General features: G+C 63.5%; 17 protein-coding genes. 7 read left to right on the forward strand and 10 right to left on the reverse strand.

What is annotated here, in order from left to right:
* The first annotated feature begins 143 nt into the window (after nucleotides 1-143).
* Both odc2 and VGO04_RS00140 read left to right on the forward strand, forming a co-directional pair.
* Nucleotides 144-1283, forward strand: a complete 1140-nt coding sequence (gene odc2 / locus VGO04_RS00135; RefSeq protein ID WP_327493925.1) for an ornithine/lysine decarboxylase — start codon at nucleotides 144-146, stop codon at nucleotides 1281-1283.
* An 86-nt stretch (nucleotides 1284-1369) separates the two neighbouring features.
* Complete coding sequence (locus tag VGO04_RS00140) at nucleotides 1370-1960, forward strand: N-acetyltransferase (RefSeq protein WP_327493926.1); 591 nt, start codon at nucleotides 1370-1372, stop codon at nucleotides 1958-1960.
* A 116-nt stretch (nucleotides 1961-2076) separates the two neighbouring features.
* Here the strand turns inward: VGO04_RS00140 and VGO04_RS00145 are convergent, their stop codons facing one another.
* Complete coding sequence (locus VGO04_RS00145) at nucleotides 2077-2481, reverse strand: VOC family protein (RefSeq protein WP_327493927.1); 405 nt, start codon at nucleotides 2479-2481, stop codon at nucleotides 2077-2079.
* Between the two features lie 106 nt (nucleotides 2482-2587).
* Complete coding sequence (locus VGO04_RS00150; RefSeq protein WP_327493928.1) at nucleotides 2588-3754, reverse strand: hypothetical protein; 1167 nt, start codon at nucleotides 3752-3754, stop codon at nucleotides 2588-2590.
* Nucleotides 3755-4016: 262 nt separating this feature from the next.
* On the opposite strand from VGO04_RS00150, the gene VGO04_RS00155 reads away from it, so the two are divergent.
* The gene (locus VGO04_RS00155) at nucleotides 4017-4301 is read left to right on the forward strand and encodes a hypothetical protein (protein ID WP_327493929.1); all 285 of its coding nucleotides are present in this window, start codon (nucleotides 4017-4019) and stop codon (nucleotides 4299-4301) included.
* 239 nt (nucleotides 4302-4540) lie between these two features.
* On the opposite strand, the gene VGO04_RS00160 is transcribed toward VGO04_RS00155, so the two are convergent.
* Together VGO04_RS00160 and VGO04_RS00165 are read right to left on the reverse strand one after the other, a co-directional pair.
* The gene (locus tag VGO04_RS00160; RefSeq protein WP_327493930.1) at nucleotides 4541-5113 is read right to left on the reverse strand and encodes a hypothetical protein; all 573 of its coding nucleotides are present in this window, start codon (nucleotides 5111-5113) and stop codon (nucleotides 4541-4543) included.
* A gap of 1 nt (nucleotide 5114) precedes the next feature.
* Nucleotides 5115-5750 carry a LysE family translocator gene (locus VGO04_RS00165; RefSeq protein ID WP_327493931.1) on the reverse strand — a complete coding sequence of 212 codons (636 nt, stop codon included), beginning with the start codon at nucleotides 5748-5750 and terminating at the stop codon, nucleotides 5115-5117.
* 273 nt (nucleotides 5751-6023) lie between these two features.
* On the opposite strand from VGO04_RS00165, the gene VGO04_RS00170 reads away from it, so the two are divergent.
* The 3 genes from VGO04_RS00170 to VGO04_RS00180 all read left to right on the forward strand — a co-directional run bounded on the left by VGO04_RS00170 (nucleotide 6024) and on the right by VGO04_RS00180 (nucleotide 9091).
* Complete coding sequence (locus VGO04_RS00170; RefSeq protein ID WP_327493932.1) at nucleotides 6024-6470, forward strand: glyoxalase superfamily protein; 447 nt, start codon at nucleotides 6024-6026, stop codon at nucleotides 6468-6470.
* A 309-nt stretch (nucleotides 6471-6779) separates the two neighbouring features.
* Nucleotides 6780-7907 (forward strand): multicopper oxidase domain-containing protein, encoded by a 1128-nt coding sequence (locus VGO04_RS00175; RefSeq protein ID WP_327493933.1) that lies wholly within the window; start codon nucleotides 6780-6782, stop codon nucleotides 7905-7907.
* Entirely contained in the window at nucleotides 7904-9091 is a 1188-nt protein-coding gene (locus VGO04_RS00180; RefSeq protein ID WP_327493934.1) for a metal transporter, read from the forward strand. The genes VGO04_RS00175 and VGO04_RS00180 overlap by 4 nt, the downstream gene beginning before the upstream one ends.
* Before the next feature lie 16 nt (nucleotides 9092-9107).
* Here the strand turns inward: VGO04_RS00180 and cysE are convergent, their stop codons facing one another.
* From cysE to VGO04_RS00195, 3 genes are read right to left on the reverse strand one after another with little or no spacing between them, the layout of a single operon-like run.
* Complete coding sequence (cysE, locus tag VGO04_RS00185; protein ID WP_327493935.1) at nucleotides 9108-9935, reverse strand: serine O-acetyltransferase; 828 nt, start codon at nucleotides 9933-9935, stop codon at nucleotides 9108-9110.
* 10 nt (nucleotides 9936-9945) lie between these two features.
* On the reverse strand, nucleotides 9946-10935 hold the full coding sequence (locus VGO04_RS00190) for a WD40 repeat domain-containing protein (RefSeq protein ID WP_327493936.1): 990 nt from the start codon (nucleotides 10933-10935) through the stop codon (nucleotides 9946-9948).
* Nucleotides 10935-12062 carry a GTP-binding protein gene (locus tag VGO04_RS00195; protein ID WP_327493937.1) on the reverse strand — a complete coding sequence of 376 codons (1128 nt, stop codon included), beginning with the start codon at nucleotides 12060-12062 and terminating at the stop codon, nucleotides 10935-10937. Before VGO04_RS00195 ends, VGO04_RS00190 begins: the two co-directional genes overlap by 1 nt.
* A 187-nt stretch (nucleotides 12063-12249) precedes the next feature.
* On the opposite strand from VGO04_RS00195, the gene VGO04_RS00200 reads away from it, so the two are divergent.
* Nucleotides 12250-13341, forward strand: coding sequence for a glycosyltransferase family 1 protein (locus VGO04_RS00200; RefSeq protein WP_327493938.1), 1092 nt, complete (start codon nucleotides 12250-12252; stop codon nucleotides 13339-13341).
* An 8-nt stretch (nucleotides 13342-13349) separates the two neighbouring features.
* Here VGO04_RS00200 and VGO04_RS00205 read toward each other — a convergent pair whose 3' ends face one another.
* From VGO04_RS00205 to VGO04_RS00215, 3 genes are all read right to left on the reverse strand, one after another.
* Entirely contained in the window at nucleotides 13350-14228 is an 879-nt protein-coding gene (locus VGO04_RS00205; protein WP_327493939.1) for a glycosyltransferase family 2 protein, read from the reverse strand.
* 61 nt (nucleotides 14229-14289) lie between these two features.
* Nucleotides 14290-15693 carry a hypothetical protein gene (locus VGO04_RS00210; RefSeq protein ID WP_327493940.1) on the reverse strand — a complete coding sequence of 468 codons (1404 nt, stop codon included), beginning with the start codon at nucleotides 15691-15693 and terminating at the stop codon, nucleotides 14290-14292.
* Between the two features lie 80 nt (nucleotides 15694-15773).
* Nucleotides 15774-16565 carry a creatininase family protein gene (locus VGO04_RS00215; RefSeq protein WP_327493941.1) on the reverse strand — a complete coding sequence of 264 codons (792 nt, stop codon included), beginning with the start codon at nucleotides 16563-16565 and terminating at the stop codon, nucleotides 15774-15776.
* Nucleotides 16566-16695: the final 130 nt, after the last annotated feature.

The raw sequence follows: 16695 nt of genomic DNA on the forward strand, positions 1-16695 counted from the left end.
AATTGAAGCCTAGGCGGGCTTTGATTCACCGTTCGCGCATCGAGCGCATGCTTGGTTCCGGGGTCTCCACCGGCTGGTTCCATCGCATGTGCGCGTATGCCCTTTGTCCTCCGCGAAAGCGGGGCATCTTGGATCAGGGGAGTATGGCCATGACCACGGCTCGCATCATCGACTTCATCAACACCCGACGACCCGACGGCCCGTGCCTCGTTGTCGATCTCGACGTCGTGCGCAACAATTTCAAGGCCTTCCGCCACGCGCTGCCTGACAGCTCGATCTACTATGCCGTCAAGGCAAACCCGGCGCCGGAAATCCTGCGCCTGCTCGCCGGCATGGGCTCCTCCTTCGATTGCGCGTCCGTCGCTGAAATCGAAATGGCGCTCGACGCCGGTGCGACCCCGAGCCGCATTTCCTATGGCAACACCATCAAGAAGGAGCGCGACGTTGCCCGCGCTCATGCGCTTGGGATCAACCTGTTTGCCGTCGACAGCCACGAGGAAGTCGAGAAGATCGCCCGCGCCGCCCCCGGCGCCCGCGTATTCTGCCGCGTTCTGACCGATGGCGAAGGCGCCGAATGGCCGCTGTCGCGCAAGTTCGGCTGCGTACCGCAGATGGCTGTCGACGTGCTCGTCTACGCTCACCAGCACGGCCTCGTATCCTACGGCGTGTCGTTCCATGTCGGTTCGCAGATGACGAAGCTCGACGCCTGGGACGCGGCTCTTTCGGATGCCAAGCGCGTCTTCGTGCAGCTTGCCAAGCGTGGCATCGAGCTGAAGATGGTCAACATGGGCGGTGGCTTCCCGACGAAGTACCTGAAGGACGTGCCGACGGCGGAAGCCTACGGCCAGGCGATCTTCGGTGCGCTGAAGAAGCACTTCGGCAACAACATCCCGGAGACCATCATCGAGCCGGGTCGCGGCATGGTCGGCAACGCCGGCGTGATCAAGGCTGAAGTGGTGCTGGTGTCGAAGAAGTCGGACAACGACGCCCATCGCTGGGTGTTCCTCGACATCGGCAAGTTCGGCGGTCTCGCCGAAACCATGGACGAGGCGATCCGCTACCCGATCCGCACGACGCGCGACGCCGACGAAATGGAGCCTTGCGTGCTCGCCGGCCCGACCTGCGATTCGGCCGACGTGCTCTATGAGAAGAACATGTATCCGCTGCCGATCACGCTTTCGATCGGCGACGAGGTTCTGATCGAAGGCACGGGCGCCTACACGACGACCTACTCGGCCGTCGCCTTCAACGGCTTCGAGCCGCTGAAGGCCTATGTGATCTGATCCGGCTGCTCCCGTCCAAAGCGGGAGCGCCATTTCACAATTTTCGTTCGGTCCGCCTGAAGCGGTTTTGATGACGGGAGGCCCCGATGGCCGCTGTTGTTGACGCCCTGCGCGCATTCTTTGCGCCGTCCACGTTTGTAATTGATGCTGAAAACCCGGGCGATGTCGTCGCTCGCGAAAACCTGCTCGACCGCGCCATGGGCCCGGAACGCCGCCGCAAGTCTTCGGAGAAGCTGCGCAGCGGCCGCGTGCCGGCCGAGGGCCTTGCCTTCGTCGCCCGCGACGCCGACGGCCACGTCATCGCCACGGTGCGGCTGTGGAACGTCGAGGCCGGCGTCGGCCGTGAAGGCCATGCGGTGCCGGCGCTGCTTCTCGGTCCGCTCGCCGTCGACCCGGATCACGAGGGCAAGGGCATCGGCGGCATGCTGATGCGCGCCGCGATCGAAGAGGCCAAGAACCGCGGCCACGGCGCGGTCCTGCTGGTCGGCGACGCCGCCTATTACGAGCGCTTCGGTTTCTTTGCCAGCCGCACCCAGCATCTGGTGATGCCCGGGCCGTTCGAGCGCGACCGGTTCCTGGCGCTCGAACTCAGGGACAACTGGCTCGAGGGCGCCGCCGGCCTGATCGTCGCCAGCGGCCGCAAGCTGGCGATGCCTCCGGTCCGTCGCGCCGCCTGACCCATTTCCGCCTCCAACCCTGCGGGGGCGGTTTTTGGCTGCTCCCTTGCTGGTCACCTTTGATCGGCGAGGGAGCAGATGCCGGCCATCTCCTCACCGGCCGGATCCGGCGCTACTCAAGCATCCTTGTCCGTGCGCGCGTCGTAGCAGACGAAGGCAAGCTTGTTGCCGTCGGGGTCGCGCACATAGGCGGCATAAAAGCCCTCGCCGTAGTGCGGGCGAAAGCCTGGTGCTCCCTCTTCGCTGCCGCCGCGCTCGATCGCGATCTCAAACATTCGGTCGATCAGCCCGGCATTTTCCACCAGGAATGCGGTCATCGCGCCATTGCCGACTGAGGCGGTTTTGTTGTCGAACGGGTAACAGGCGAAAAATCGGGGCGCTTTGCCGTCGTCCTTCCTTCCCCAGGATGAGACCTGCTCATCGCAGTAACAGCGCTCCTGGCCGATCACCGCCATCACCGGATCGTAGAAACGTTCCGCACGCCTCAGATCCGTCGTCCCAACCATTGTATAGCCAATCATGCCTGTCTCCTCGCCAACCCGATATGGCGGCAAGTCGTCCCACACTCGCCGAAGTTACGCAACGGCGCACCCGCACGCTGGTCGGAAGCTGAACGGGCGGGATGAGCTAGAACGAGCCGCCGATACGGGCAACTATGGTGTTGGCGCTGTAATCCTGCGTCGGGTCGGTTTCCCGCTGCAACGTATGGGCATATTCGATTTCGAGCTGCGGCTTCTTTTCCGGGCCGAGCAGCAGCTTTGCCGTCAGTGTCTCGGCCTTTCGGTCGTAGAGATAGTAGTAGTAGGTGGCGCGGCTGACCTCGTAGCCAAGGCTCGCCTTCATCCAGGGATTGAAGCGCTGGGCAACCGAGGCGGAGACGGTCCGGGTGAGTTCGGCGACGGCGTCGTCGATGTCGTCGATGGCGATGTCCTGGCGAAAGCCGCTACCGATTTCGAAACCGGCTGACGTTTCCCACTTGGCCTCGGCGCGCAGGTAGGGCTCGGTGTAGCGGTTCGTGTCGCCGAGATTGTCGCTCGCCAGCGTGATCATGCCGATTTCGCCGATGAGGGTAACGCCGTCGTCGAAGCGGCGGGCATAGGCGATCGAGCCACGCAGCGTCGTTGCCGGGAAACGGCTGAAGCTGTTCTGCTCGTTGCCGGGAATGATCGAGCGGCTGTATTCCAGGCAAAGACAGAGTTCGCCACCGGCAACAGCCCGGAAATGGCTGACGCCGAACGTTGCGAGTGCGACGTCCGGGTCGAGCTTGGTCGGCTGGATGAGATCCGTGGTGAACTCCGCGATGCCCCGCCGCCGCTCGTCGTATTTCGCCGAGAAGGCGGTTTTTCCGCCAAGCCCCTCGGCCGTCACCTTGGCGGCCGCCTGGCTCGAATAGTCAACGGTGCGATAGCCGATGACATTGTTGGGCAACTTCAAGAAGAGGTCGCCGGAATCGTTGCGGATGGCGGCGGCTTCCAATTCGACCAGCAGGCCCTGGCCAAGCGGAAAGGCATAGCCGAGCGTACCGCCGGTGAGATGGGTGTCGGCGAAACGAAAGTCGGTGATCCGTCGCTCGAACTGGCGGATGCCGTAACTGAGCTTGCCTTCGCCGAGTTCAAGGCTGCCACGCAAGCCCAGCCGGCCTTCCCAAAATGGGCCGGAAAGCACCTGCGGATCTTCGAAGATGTTGCTGCTGTGGCCGTAGCCGGCTGAGTAGTCGAACGTGGTCTCGCTGGCGGCCGGGGCGGGCGTCGTGAGGAAGACAACTGAAGCTGCAACCGCCGGGAATGATCGCATCCCCAATTCCTCAAACGAGACCTTTATAAGAATATGATGGAGTTACGTGGTTAATAAAACTTTATGTTGTAATTAGCGTCGTTGAATATTTCTCTGCAGCTGCAATCCGAGCATCAGGTGCAGCAGTGAGTAGTAAACGTTAAAATTGCAAATGTTATGCTTAACCGTTTATGATAGTTCGCTTTCTCAATTGATTAATGAAATGCTAATTGTATCCTCTTGGTTGTGTACAGCAGGTACACGTCCAACAGGAGGTAAACCCATGACGATCAAGACAGTTTGCATCGCTATCGCAGTTGTGGCCGCCACCGTTTCGCAGGCGTCGGCCGGTGGCCTCAACCTCGGAATCCTGTCCGGCAAGAAAGTGAATGTCCTCAACGGCGGCATCGCCAACGGCATCGTCATCGCGCCGAAGGTCGATGTCGGTGATGTGCTTTCCGACAACAGCATCCTCAACAAGTCGCTGAACGGAGTTCTCTCCGGCAACGACGTCGACCTCGGTCTCGGCATCCTGTCGAACAACGGTGGCAAGCAGCGCCGCCATTAAAGGGCCGCCGGGAAAGCTGGCGCGGTTTCCGCCCATATCCCGCAATCGCTCCCAAAGGGTTTCGCTTCGAAACGCGTTCGGACCGACCACCCGTCAAAACCTTGCACTGTGATCTGTGACGCAGGGATGTAGGGAAGAGCCTCAGGGTGTTCTTCTCTGCCGCGGGCCACATGTGCCTAGAAGAAAAGCGGATGGCGTCTCCGGCGCCATCCGCCTCCTTTTTGGCGCTCATCAAAGCGTCAATCGCCTTCAAGATAGGCGCGGCCGCGGGCCGACAGGCGGTATCCAACGGTCAGGCTCTCGGTCAGGCCAAGTTCCTTCAGTTTGCGGATTTGCGCCTTGAGCTTGAGTTTTTCCATGCCAATGGCGGTACTCAGTTGGGCGGCCGTTGTTCCGTCTTGAGCGGCGATCCGCTGCAGCACCGGCAACGTCCAGGCCGTTCCGGCGCTGCGGTCGAAGGTGGCGAGCTTGCGGGCGATCTGCGCACGATCTTCACTGCGAAGCGCGGCCGTCTCGCGCAGGGCAATGCGCGGATCGCTTCCGGCGAGATGAAAGACAATGCGGTAGCAATGGCCATCCGGTCTTGCGGCAAGCTCCCTTAAGAGGGTATCGCGATCGGCATAACCCGCCCGTTCGACTTCCTGCGCTGTGATCGCGTCCGCGTCGATGACGTCCACCGCATCGATCGCAAGCACACCGATCGCCGTTCGCAGTGTGCCGCCGGCCTTGACGGTCGGCTTCGTCCAGCGTCGAAAGGCAAGGGTCACACGGCCGCCGGCAATGCCGGCGAGCGCCGCCTGGCGAAACAGCATCTCAGGCGGTGGCGCGGCGGTAGAGGGCGAGCGACCCTGCGAGCGCCAGCAGGGCGCCGCCGCAGAGGCGATCGAGCCAGACGGCGCCAGAGTGCTTGAGGAAGGTCGCGGCCTGCGCGCCGAGCTGGGCATAGCCGAGCATCACCACGAAATCGACGAGGGCAAAGACCAGCGCAAGGGTGGCGTACTGGGAGACTTGCGGCATCGTTGCGTCGATGAATTGCGGCAGGAAGGCGCTGAAGAAGAGGTAGCCCTTGGGGTTGGTAACGGCGACGAGAAAGCTCTTGAGAAAGATGGCAAGGGTAGAGACAGGGGTGGCCATGCCGCTGTCGTCACTCGCGACCTGGATCGTGCCCTTCGAGCGCAGGAGCATGATGCCGAGGAAGGCGAGATAGGCCGCACCCAGCCATTTGACGACTGTGAACCAGAATTCGGACGCGGCGAGCAGGGCGCCAAGCCCGAGGGCGACGGCGCCGATCAGCACGAAATCGGAAAGCACCGCGCCGACCATGCCGGCAGTGGCGCGCTTGACGCCGTAGCGCGAGCCGTTGGTGAGCGCGAGCAGAACCGTCGGGCCGGGCGTCGCGATACCGATGAAGGCAACCAGTGCGAATGCGAGTATCGTCATCTCGGTCATGATGTCTCTCCCCGTTTTTTGTAGTCGTCCCACAGCTTTTGCGCGTGCGCAATCGTCTTCTCGAGCGCGCGCGACCGCCGTATCGCCAGGCCGAATTTGACAGGACAGGTGGCTTCCCCTATGGAACGGGCAGGGCGAGGGCCCCTGCCGTCCGCGAGCGTCATGCTTTGGTGAAGCCCTTTTTTGAGACACGGTCAGCCGAAACGGCATGCGAACCGGTGGCAATGCGGGCACCATCTCTAGGAAATGCATGCCGCTGCAGGAGACCATCTCATGACGCGCGGATCAACCACGCTTCCCTCGCTCGACGCCCTGAAGGACCAGGCAAAACGCCTGCGTGCCCGCCTTGCGTCCGAAGGCGAAACAATCAGTCATTCCCGCTCGCTCGAACTGATCGCCGCCCAATACGGCCAGCGCGATTGGAACACGCTTCACGCCGCTGTCGGCAACCGGCCGCCCTTCAATCCCTGGATGCTCGGATCACGGGTCAAGGGCCACTATCTGGGCCAGCCCTTTGAAGGCGAGATCCTGGGCGTGCAGGCGCTTGCGGCGCAGCCCGGGCGCTACCGCCTGACAATGAAGTTCGACGAGCCGGTCGACGTCGTCACCTTCGAGAGCTTTTCCGCTTTTCGGCAAAGAGTGGTGGCGACGGTCGACGAGACGGGGCGAACGGTCGAGAAGACTTCGAACGGGCGGCCGCAACTCGAACTCGAGTGGTAGCGCCATCGCTTGCGATCATGCGGGCACTCGTTTCGAGCCCGGGAACCGGCTGCCGGTCAACGTCCTCGAAGCGCGAAGCTTCGGGGACGTTTTTTCGTTCTGGAACCAGAACCTTAGGCGCCACTTGCGGAGCGGATCTGCGAGCGACCCAGAGCGGGTCGTTTCATTTGCGATCTAGTTGCGAATGAGTTGCATTTGCATTATTCATGTAGCTGCGAATGATTTGCAAAAAGATACGTGCACCGGTCGCGCGCTTCCGCGTGTGTGGGCATTACCCGATCGCAAAGCCGGTCGAGCAAAGGGTCGAGCATGAGTATGGGGACGAGACGGGACCTGCTGCGACGGCGCAGTCTCCTGATGGGCGGGCTGGCGGCGGCCGGCGGGACAGCGATCTGCACCAGCGGCGCGCTCGGACAGCAACAGGCGACGCATGCCGGCCATCCGGCGCCGGCAGGTGCGGTGGGTGCAGAGCCCATGCCCGCGATGGGCCATGGCGCCATGATGACGGTTGGCGACGTCGATAGTGCCGTCAATGGCTTTGACCCGACAGACATGCTCACCGACTGGGACACGGGGACAGTGACGACGCTGCCGGACGGGCGGACGCTGCGCACCTTCGAGATGACGGCGGAGGATCGCGAGATCGAGATCGCGCCCGGCATCAAATTTCCTGCCTGGACCTATAACGGCCGGGTTCCAGGGCCTGCACTCAGGGCAAAGGAGGGTGAGCGGCTCAGGATCGTCTTTCGCAACTACGCCTCGCACCCGCATTCGATCCATTTTCACGGTATTCACGCGGCGCGCATGGACGGCGTGCCCGGTGCCGGCATGGTCGATCCGGGCGACGAGTTCGTCTACGAGTTCGATGCCAAGCCGTTCGGCTGCCATCTCTATCATTGCCACGCCATGCCGCTGCGCCGGCACATCCACAAGGGCATGTACGGCGCCTTTGTCATCGACCCCGACCCGGAGCGCCGGCCGGAACACGCCGACGTTGCCCGCTCAAGACTGCTCGGCACGCCCGAAAACGCCGGCTGGCAGGAACTTGTCATGGTGATGAACGCCTTCGACACCAACTTCGATGCCGAGAACGAATTCTACGCGGTCAACACTGTCGCCCATGCCTTCATGAAGCGGCCGATCCGGATCGTGAAGGACAAGCCGGTGCGCATCTATCTGGTCAACGTCATCGAGTTCGACCCGATCAACTCCTTCCACCTGCACGCCAATTTCTTCGACTACTACGACCAGGGCACGACGCTGACGCCGACCTTGAAGACCGTCGATCTTGTTACCCAGTGCCAGGCGCAGCGCGGTATCCTCGAATTCACCTTCGCCGAGCATGAGCCGGGTCTTTACATGTTCCATCCCCACCAGACCGAGTTCACAGAGCTCGGCTGGGTCGGCATGTTCGACGTTGTGGAGGCGCTGGCATGAACGAGATGCTTCCGCGGGCCGCGATCCGCGCGGCCAGGACCAATCTGGTGTGGCTTGCGCTACCACTGCTGGCCTTCGGGGTCGCCGTCGCCTGGATCCTGTCGACGGATCCGCTGTCCGGCTTCCGCAACGGCGCGCCACCGATCGAGAACCTGACCTTCGAAAGGGCCGTGCTTGACGACGGCGGACTGCGTCTCTTGGTTCGCGCCGGCGGTTCGGAATCGATGACGGTGGCGCAGGTCCAGGTGGACGACGCCTACTGGCAATTCACCCAGGACCCGCCGGGTCCGATGGCGCGGGGCCAGGCGGCCTGGCTTAGCCTGCCTTTCCCGTGGATGCTCGGCGAAGCACATGCGGTGAAGGTGCTGACCAATACCGGCGCGACCTTCGCCCATGATATTGCCGTCGCCGTGCCGACGCCGCAGGCAACGACAGGGCAACTGCGACTGCAGGCGCTGGTCGGCATCATCGTCGGCATCGTGCCGGTGGCCGTCGGCCTGATGTTCTATCCGGTGCTGCGCGGCGTCGGTCGTGAGGGCATGGCCTTCCTCCTGTCGCTGACGATCGGCCTGCTCGGCTTCCTGCTGGTCGATGCCAGCGCCGAGGCGCTCGAACTTGCCGGCGAGGCGGCAGCAATCTTCCAGGGGCCGGTCATGGTGGTACTGGCGGCTTTAAGCAGTTTCCTGCTCTTGATGGCGATCGGCAGGCGCAGCGGTGCGCCGGCCGGGCTTGCGCTTTCCACCTACATCGCGCTCGGCATCGGCTTGCACAATCTCGGCGAGGGGCTGGCGATTGGCGCGGCCTTCGCGGCGGGGTCGGCGGGGCTAGGCACCTTCCTGGTGCTCGGGTTTGCGCTCCACAACGTGACGGAAGGCATCGGCATTGCCGCTCCGATCTTGAAAAAGCGGCCATCCATCTCGGTGTTCATCGGGCTGACGTTGCTTGCCGGCGGCCCGGCTGTGATCGGCATGTGGCTCGGGAGCCTTGCGACCTCGGTGCAATGGTCGGCGCTGGCGCTCGCGGTCGGCGCAGGGGCGATCCTGCAGGTGATCATCGAAGTCGGGGCTTATCTGATGCGGCAAAGCGAGCGCGGGCGCGACGTGTTCCTGACGCCGCCGGTTCTCGCCGGTCTCGCTACCGGCGCCGCCTTCATGTACGTGACGGCGGCGCTGGTGAAGATCTGATGCGAATGAAGATGGATCAGACGATCGTCTGATCCATTTCGGCCGCCGGCACCTCGTCGACGCGATGGATGCGCACCACCGTTGCCGGCACGCCTGCGACCGTGGTGCGCGGCGGGACCGGCTTCAGCACGACGCTGCCGGCCGCGACCTTGCTGAAGGCACCGACCTCGATATTGCCGAGGATCTTCGCACCGGCGCCGATCATCACGCCGCGGCGGATCTTCGGATGCCGGTCGCCGGTTTCCTTGCCGGTGCCGCCAAGCGTGACATCCTGCAGGATCGAAACCTGGTCTTCGATGACGGAGGTCTCGCCGATGACGATGCCGGAGCCATGGTCGAGCATGACAGCCTTGCCGATGCAGGCGGCCGGATGAATGTCAGGGCCGAAGACCAGCGACGCGAGGTTCGAGAGCCAGTTGGCGACCTCTCGGCGTTCGTCGAACCAGAGCTGATGGGCGGCGCGATAGGTCTGTAGCGCCTGGAAGCCCTTGAGGTTGACGAGCACGTGCAAAAGACCGGGGCAGGCGGGGTCGCGTTCCCTGACAGCCTGGAGGTCTGCCTCGGCCGCCAGCAGGATCTCCGGGTTGGCGTCGAAGGTTTCCGTCAGCAACGTCGCGAGCGAGCGTTCTTCGGCGCGCGCAAACGCAAGCGGGGCTGCGAGCACGCCCGCCAGAAGCGCAGCATTGGATCCGGCATCGATGATCAGTTTCAAGGCTGGCGCCATGACCGGTTCGCGTACAGCAAGGCTCGCGGCCTCGTTTCGAACGAGGCTCCAGACTTCACCATCGGCCAGTGGCTCGGCAAGCGAGCCTGCATAGCGTTGCGTCTCGATCAAGGCGGTCATGGCTTGTCCGTTATCCCGCGATATCGACGACGCCGCAGTCGCCCTCGGCCGAACCGAAGGCCAGTTGCCGGCCGTCCTTGTTCCAGGCCATGGCGGTGATCGCGCCCTTGCCGGGACGGCGCAGCAGCACTTCCTTGCTGTCGGCAAAGCGTGCAGCGAGGATCATGCCGTCCTGATAGCCGATGGCGACGATGTCTTCGGCCGGATGGCAGCAGACGGAGGTCACCATGATGTCGGCTCGGGTGCCGAGTTCGAGCGGCGCCTTGCCCATCGGGCCGTCCTTGCCCTGGAAGGGCCAGACGATCGCGGCCGGCGCGCCCGAGGAAGCGAGCCACTTGCCCTTGGCGGACCAGGAGACCGACTTCACCTTGGCCGGATAGCCGGTCATGCGCATGTGGCGGGCTTCGGCGCCGGGCTTGGCGTCGAGCTTCCAGCCATGCAGCGCATTTTCCTGCATGGTCGTGACGAGGAAGCGTCCATCGGGCGAGAAGGTGACGCCGGTATGGGCGCCCTTCCATTCGAGATCGATCGGCTGGCCGGACATCCCGACCCAGTGCAACGACACGCCGTTATAGCGGGCGGCGGCAACGCGCAGACCCTTCGGCGCGAAGGCCAGGCCCTCGACGGTGCGTTCCTCGGTAAAATCCTTCGTCGTGCCGTCGGCAAGCCGCACATGGGTGGTCTTGCCGTAGGCGTAGCCGACCGCGCCTTGCGGACCTGCGGCAACCTGGGCGATCCACTTGCGCGGCGCTTCGGCGACGAGCGACGTCGTGCCGTCTGCCGCCGTGCGCATGACCTTGCCGTCTTCGCCGCCGGTCAGAAGCGTGTCGTTCGCTTCATCCACGACGAAAGACAGGAGGCCCTCATGGGCCTCGGTCGTCTTGTGGCCAAGGTCGAGGCGGTGGATGGCGCCGGTGGCTTCGGCGAAGAAGGGAACGCCTTTGAGAAAGGCCACGCCGACGACGTGACCTTCGAGATCGAGGGGAGCGATAGTCGGCATCAGTTCGGCTGTGCCTCGCAGGCTTTGAACGTGCGCTCGAGCTTCTCGCGGTCGAGATCACGGCCGATGAAGACGAGCCGGCTTTCGCGCTTCTCGCCGTCCTTCCACGCACGCTGGTGGTCGCCCTCGATGATCATGTGCACGCCCTGAACGACGTAGCGCTCGGCGTCGCCGGCAAAGGCGATGATGCCCTTCAGGCGCAGGATGTTCGGGCCATCCGTCTGGGTGATCTTCTGGATCCAGGGAAAGAAACGGTCCGGGTTCATCTCACCGCCGCGCAGCGAGATCGACTGCACCGTCACGTCATGGATCGGCGAGGGGGCGTCATGGTGGTGGTGGTGATGGTCGTGATCGTGGTCATGATCATGATGGTGGTGATCATGATGGTGGTGATCGTGATCATGGTGGTGATGGTGATGATCGTGGCCGCAGTCGGGACCGCAGGTGTGATCGTGTTCGTGATCGTCCTGGTCGAGGAAGTGCGGATCGTTTTCGAGCGCCCGCTCGAGGTTGAAGGCGCCCTGGTCGAGAACTTTCGCCAGGTCGATATCAGAACGCTGCGTGCGGTAGATGCGGGCCGACGGATTGATGACGCGCACGGTCGCTTCGATGCGCTCCAGTTCCTCCGGGGTGACGAGGTCGGTCTTGTTGAGCAGCACGACATCGGCAAAGGCGATCTGGTCTTCAGCCTCGCGGCTGTCCTTCAGCCGCAGCGGCAGGTGCTTGGCGTCGACCAGGGCAACGACGGCGTCGAGCTCGGTCTTGGCGCGCACGTCATCGTCCATGAAGAAGGTCTGGGCGACCGGCACCGGATCGGCAAGGCCGGTGGTCTCGACGATGATCGCGTCGAAGCGGCCGGGGCGGCGCATCAGGCCTTCCACCACGCGGATCAGGTCGCCGCGCACGGTGCAGCAGACGCAGCCGTTGTTCATCTCGTAGATTTCCTCGTCGGATTCCACGATCAGGTCGTTGTCGATGCCGATCTCGCCGAACTCGTTGACGATGACGGCATACTTGCGACCGTGGTTCTCGCTGAGGATGCGGTTCAAAAGCGTCGTCTTGCCGGCGCCGAGATAGCCGGTAAGCACGGTGACGGGGATCGGCTTCTGCGGGGATGTTTCGGTCATGGGAACCTCTGGGATTTCCGGATGCGGGAGCAGGCATCCTAGTCGCGTCTCATATAGGAGATGCAGCGGCGATGCGCAAATGGCGCTGGCGATTTTGCCGGAACGCAACACTGGTCGCTGCGGGTCGCCGATAACCGTCCTTTCATCAAAATCGGCGAGAGTGCGGGCACATCGAAGAGGTTCCCGCGTGAAGACGATTTCCATCAACGGCCGGTTCCTGACCCAGCCGCTAACCGGCGTGCAGCGCTTCGCTCGCGAGATGACCCGGGCGCTCGATGCGCGCATTGCCGCGGGCCAGGTGCCGCATGCGTTGAAGGATGTGCGCTGGCGGCTTCTTGCCCCTCACAAGGCGGCCGACGACCTCGGCCTCAAGGCGATTTCGGTGGAGCGTTTCGGCTCGGGGCCCGGCCACGTCTGGGAGCAGGGTGCGCTTTATTGGCGGGCGCGGCGCGACACGCTCATCGGCTTCGGCGGCAGCGGCCCGGTCCTGCATGGCGACCAGGTGGTGGTGATCCACGACGTCACCCTGTTTCGCCATCCCGCCTCGTTCGGCCGCGGTTATCGGCTGTTCCACGGCGCGCTCGGCTTCATCCTTGCAAGGCGGGCGAAGATCGGCACCGTCTCGAACTTCTCGCGCAAGGAACTCGCTGATGTCTTCAAGGTACCGGCCGCCGGCATCGACGTGATCTACAATGCGACCGATCATTTCGCCGCCCTTCAGCCGCACGAGGGCATCATCGAGCGGCTCGGACTTGCTGATACGCCCTTCTTCCTGCTCGTCGGCACGCTGAAGCCCAACAAGAACGTCGAGTTCGCGGTGCGTGCCTTCGAGGCGCTTGGCGCAGCCGATCACAAACTCGTCGTCGTCGGCGGCACGGACCCGACGGTCTTTCGCGATATCGCGCCGACGTCGAGGGGCAACCTCATCTTTCCGGGACGCCTGACCGACGAGGAAATCGCCGGGCTGCAGCGCCGCGCCGTCGCCTTCGTCTTTCCGAGCCTTTACGAAGGGTTCGGTATTCCGCCGATCGAAGCGATGACACAAGGGTGCCCGGTGCTCGCTGCCGATATTCCGCCGGTGCGGGAAGCATGCGGAGACGCGGTTCGTTACTTCGATCCCTTGAAAACGGAAACATTGGTCGATGCGATGCGGGCGATCTCGGCCGACGAGGTGTCGCGCCGCGAACTCGCGCGTGCCGGCCATGAGAACGCCCGGCGCTTTTCCTGGGACGGAAGTGCTGTCGTGTTGCTCAACATGCTCACGGCACAGCAGGCCTGATCCGGCCGTCAGAGATCAAGGACGCGCGTCGGATCCAAGCGGCCGCGGGCAAAATCGCCAAAGGCGATCAGGTTGCCTTTAAGCCGTCCTCGGCGATCGACGAGGCCCTGCGGTTTGAGGCTGCCAAGGATGTTGGCGGCGACGTTGCCACCCATGAGGCGCAGAGCCCATTTCAGTCCGACCGTGCCCTTGTTGCGCAGGTAGAGCGGATTGGCGACTTGCGAGTATCCGAAGCGCAGGCCGGAGGTGCGGCCACGCTTGTTGCCGAGATGCACGCCGCGCAGGGCCGGCGATTTGACGATGCGGCCGCGTGGTGCCAGACGCCGGCAGAAGTCGACGTCTTCCTGCCAGCCGTAGAGCGGCAGCCGCTCATCGAACCGGGTGCGCTCGGCGGCAATCGCTGAAGCGCGGAAGGCCATGTTGCAGCCATAGGCGTTGAAGGCCGGCCCGGCGGCTTCATTGGGCCGAGCGCCGGCATCGGCGTCGAGGATCGCCTTGGCGTCGGCAACAGAGATGCCGGGGCCGTGAATTCCGTCGGCGAGCACCAGTCCGGTCGCAACGACGACGTCTGTCTCACGCTTAAAGAGCTGTTCGGTTTCTGCAAGGAAATCGTCGCGTGGCAGGAAGTCGTCGTCGAAGAAGACGATGAGATCGGCGGTCGCCGCATGGTCGAGGATCGCGTTGCGTTGAGCGCTCGAACCCTTGTTGCCCTCAATGATACGGATGTCCAGGGCGAGGGCATCGATCCTGGCGAGGTCGATGTCGTCGGGCGCGCTCGGGCAGATCAGGACAACGTCCGGCAGCCGTGTTTGCCGCGTCAGGTGCATGAGCGTCTCGGAGAGAACCTCGCGGCGGCCCGCGGTCGCTATGCCGACGACGATGTTCATGATGCGCCCTTTGCTGCTTCTTGGTGATCTAAGCGGAAAATCGTGCAGTTTTTCTTAGCGCCTAGGCTGCGTTTGCACTTGGGCCGCGCATCATCAGTCGCAGCTGGTTGAGCGCCAGCAAACAGAGAAAACCGCCGCCAAGGATGCCGGCGCCGATCGTCACATAGCCGGTTTCGCCCGAGAAGAGGAAGGCGAGGGCGGCTGCGACCAATCCGGCGGCGGCAAAAAGCACGGGCGGCCAGGAAAACTCGAAGACGAGCGAGGACATCAGCCGCACGCCGATAAGGGCGGCGAGGATCGCACCGATGGCGCTGCCCCAGGCGAGAGCGGCATCGTCTGCTCCGACAACAACCAGGGCGACCAGCGCTCCAAGGCTCAGGAGCACGCAATCGGCAACGGCGAGCATCAGGATCAGCGCCAGGCGCTGCTTCAGATGCAACGGCGTCGGCAGCATGATCTGCGTCAGCGTGCGAACGAGCGAGAGGACGATGATGGCAGGTGCGGCCGCGAGGAAACCTTGTTGCAGGTCCGGGCTGATGACCAGCCAGGTTACCGGGAGGAGCACGGCGAAGATACCGGCTGCCATCATCAGCGCAAAGCTCGTCAGCAGCGCATAGTAGTGTCCGAGCTGTCGCGGCAGGTCGTCGCGACCTTCGGCCCGGTCGTGTGCCGCGACAATCTCGGGGTACTGGATCGCCTGGAGCGCCGAAACGATGAGGACGAAAGGCCGCTGCAAAAGGTCGAGCGCCAGCAGGGAGCCGGCCGCACCGGTGGCGCCAAGCGCGGATGTCAGCAGCGCCTTGAGCGCAAGCGGTGCGAACATGGCAGCGCTCGCCGCGCCGGCCGAGACGCTGCCATAGACGAGATGTTTGCGGATGCGCGCACTCTCGAGTGCGGCTGTGGGGCGGGTCAAGGCTCGGCGAGACAGCAGGAACGCGAGCACGCCATAGACAGCGTAGCCGCCGAGAAGGCCGATCACCGTCGACAGGAAGCTTGGCGAAACCAAAGCGCCGGCAAGCGTGCCTGCGGCCAGAATGGTGGCGCGCGATCCCTGCAACACTGAAAAGGCACGAAAATCTTGGCGGAAGCGCAGCATCGTCAGATGCAGGTCGCTGCTCCCTTGCGCGATCGAAACCAGGCCGCCGACAAGTGCCACGACCGGCGGCACGCCAAAGAGGAGGGCCATCGCTGCGGCGATGAGGCAGAGCGCGGCGCAGGCCATGGCTTCGACGAGGATGGTGCGCCTCTCCGCCGCTTCGCTGTCAGCGTCGGGGCCCGGGTAAAAGCGCGTGCAGGCGAAACGGACCCATTCGAACGCTGCGATCGCTGCGAACTGGCAGATGGAGATGAACAGCGAATAGCTGGCATAGTCGGCCGGCGCCAGCCAATGGGCGACGACGATCAAGAGGCCGAAGGCGATCACGGCCTGGTAGAAATAGGCGCCGAGCGCAATGATCTTCGCCATGGGGTTCTCTGCCGTTCGATTTCGCGCCTGTGATAGCGCAAAACCGCAAAGAAAGTGTTTGCCGGCTGTCGCCTCCGTCCTCAGCCGAAATCGGCCGGGTCGAATTCCCTGACGTCTTCCAGCAGTTCGACAAAGCCCTTGATCGCATGGGCGATCAGCGTCTCGCCGCGCGCAGCCGTGGCGGCCTTGGCGTTGCCGGCAACGCCATCGGTATTGAGGTCGCGCATCTTCCAGCCAAAGGCATGCGGGCCATAGGCGCGCAGATGCTTGAAACGCGCAGCAAATTCGCGCTGCCTGGAGGTGAAATGGCCCGCCTTCGTCATGTCGACTTTGTCCGGGTGAAGCGCCAGCATCACCGACGTCTCGATGTCGCCGCCGTGAATGTCGAGGGTTTTGTCCTCCGGCGCGATCCAGCCGTCCGGCTGCCCAAAGCGGGTCCAGCTCGTCGCGACGGCGAGCATGTTGAAACGCACGCGTGCTTCGGTGGCGACGATTGTCATCAATGGCGAATTGCCGCCATGGGCGTTCAGCATCACGAACTTGCGGATGCCGAGGCGATGGAGATCCTGCGCGATGGCGAGCCAGCGCTGGACGGCCTCGTCGTAGGTCAGAGTCCTCGTACCCGCGACGTCCATGTGCTCGATCGAATAGCCGACCGGCTCGACCGGCAGGAAGGTGACGGGCAGATCGCCGGGCAGGGCGGCGATCGTGCGGGTAACGATCCCTTCGGCAATCAGCGTGTCGGTTTCGAACGGCAGGTGGGGGCCGTGTTGCTCATGCGCGCCGAGCGGCAGCACGGCGATCCAGTCGCGGCGGGCGTCTTCAGGAAGGTCGGTCGGATTGTCCTGCCATCGCGGCTCAGGCATCGACATTTCTCTTCGATCCTCCACGTCAATTGTCGTAAAATTGTTATTTGAGTCATACAGTTCGTAATCGCAAGCTGTATTGTTATAAGTGTGCGAGACGGGATTCGGCAGGAGGTCCAATGGGCAAGAAGAACAA

Origin of the sequence: Ensifer sp., from assembly GCF_035999185.1 — a bacterium.
Classification (GTDB): domain Bacteria; phylum Pseudomonadota; class Alphaproteobacteria; order Rhizobiales; family Rhizobiaceae; genus Ensifer.

What these genes read in the sequence shown, in the direction of transcription:
- odc2 (WP_327493925.1), top strand. Translation starts at nt 144, where the DNA reads ATGGCCATGACCACGGCTCGCATCATCGACTTCATCAACACCCGACGA.
- VGO04_RS00140 (WP_327493926.1), top strand. Translation starts at nt 1,370, where the DNA reads ATGGCCGCTGTTGTTGACGCCCTGCGCGCATTCTTTGCGCCGTCCACG.
- VGO04_RS00145 (WP_327493927.1), bottom strand. Translation starts at nt 2,481, where the DNA reads ATGATTGGCTATACAATGGTTGGGACGACGGATCTGAGGCGTGCGGAA.
- VGO04_RS00150 (WP_327493928.1), bottom strand. Translation starts at nt 3,754, where the DNA reads ATGCGATCATTCCCGGCGGTTGCAGCTTCAGTTGTCTTCCTCACGACG.
- VGO04_RS00155 (WP_327493929.1), top strand. Translation starts at nt 4,017, where the DNA reads ATGACGATCAAGACAGTTTGCATCGCTATCGCAGTTGTGGCCGCCACC.
- VGO04_RS00160 (WP_327493930.1), bottom strand. Translation starts at nt 5,113, where the DNA reads ATGCTGTTTCGCCAGGCGGCGCTCGCCGGCATTGCCGGCGGCCGTGTG.
- VGO04_RS00165 (WP_327493931.1), bottom strand. Translation starts at nt 5,750, where the DNA reads ATGACCGAGATGACGATACTCGCATTCGCACTGGTTGCCTTCATCGGT.
- VGO04_RS00170 (WP_327493932.1), top strand. Translation starts at nt 6,024, where the DNA reads ATGACGCGCGGATCAACCACGCTTCCCTCGCTCGACGCCCTGAAGGAC.
- VGO04_RS00175 (WP_327493933.1), top strand. Translation starts at nt 6,780, where the DNA reads ATGAGTATGGGGACGAGACGGGACCTGCTGCGACGGCGCAGTCTCCTG.
- VGO04_RS00180 (WP_327493934.1), top strand. Translation starts at nt 7,904, where the DNA reads ATGAACGAGATGCTTCCGCGGGCCGCGATCCGCGCGGCCAGGACCAAT.
- cysE (WP_327493935.1), bottom strand. Translation starts at nt 9,935, where the DNA reads ATGACCGCCTTGATCGAGACGCAACGCTATGCAGGCTCGCTTGCCGAG.
- VGO04_RS00190 (WP_327493936.1), bottom strand. Translation starts at nt 10,935, where the DNA reads ATGCCGACTATCGCTCCCCTCGATCTCGAAGGTCACGTCGTCGGCGTG.
- VGO04_RS00195 (WP_327493937.1), bottom strand. Translation starts at nt 12,062, where the DNA reads ATGACCGAAACATCCCCGCAGAAGCCGATCCCCGTCACCGTGCTTACC.
- VGO04_RS00205 (WP_327493939.1), bottom strand. Translation starts at nt 14,228, where the DNA reads ATGAACATCGTCGTCGGCATAGCGACCGCGGGCCGCCGCGAGGTTCTC.
- VGO04_RS00210 (WP_327493940.1), bottom strand. Translation starts at nt 15,693, where the DNA reads ATGGCGAAGATCATTGCGCTCGGCGCCTATTTCTACCAGGCCGTGATC.
- VGO04_RS00215 (WP_327493941.1), bottom strand. Translation starts at nt 16,565, where the DNA reads ATGTCGATGCCTGAGCCGCGATGGCAGGACAATCCGACCGACCTTCCT.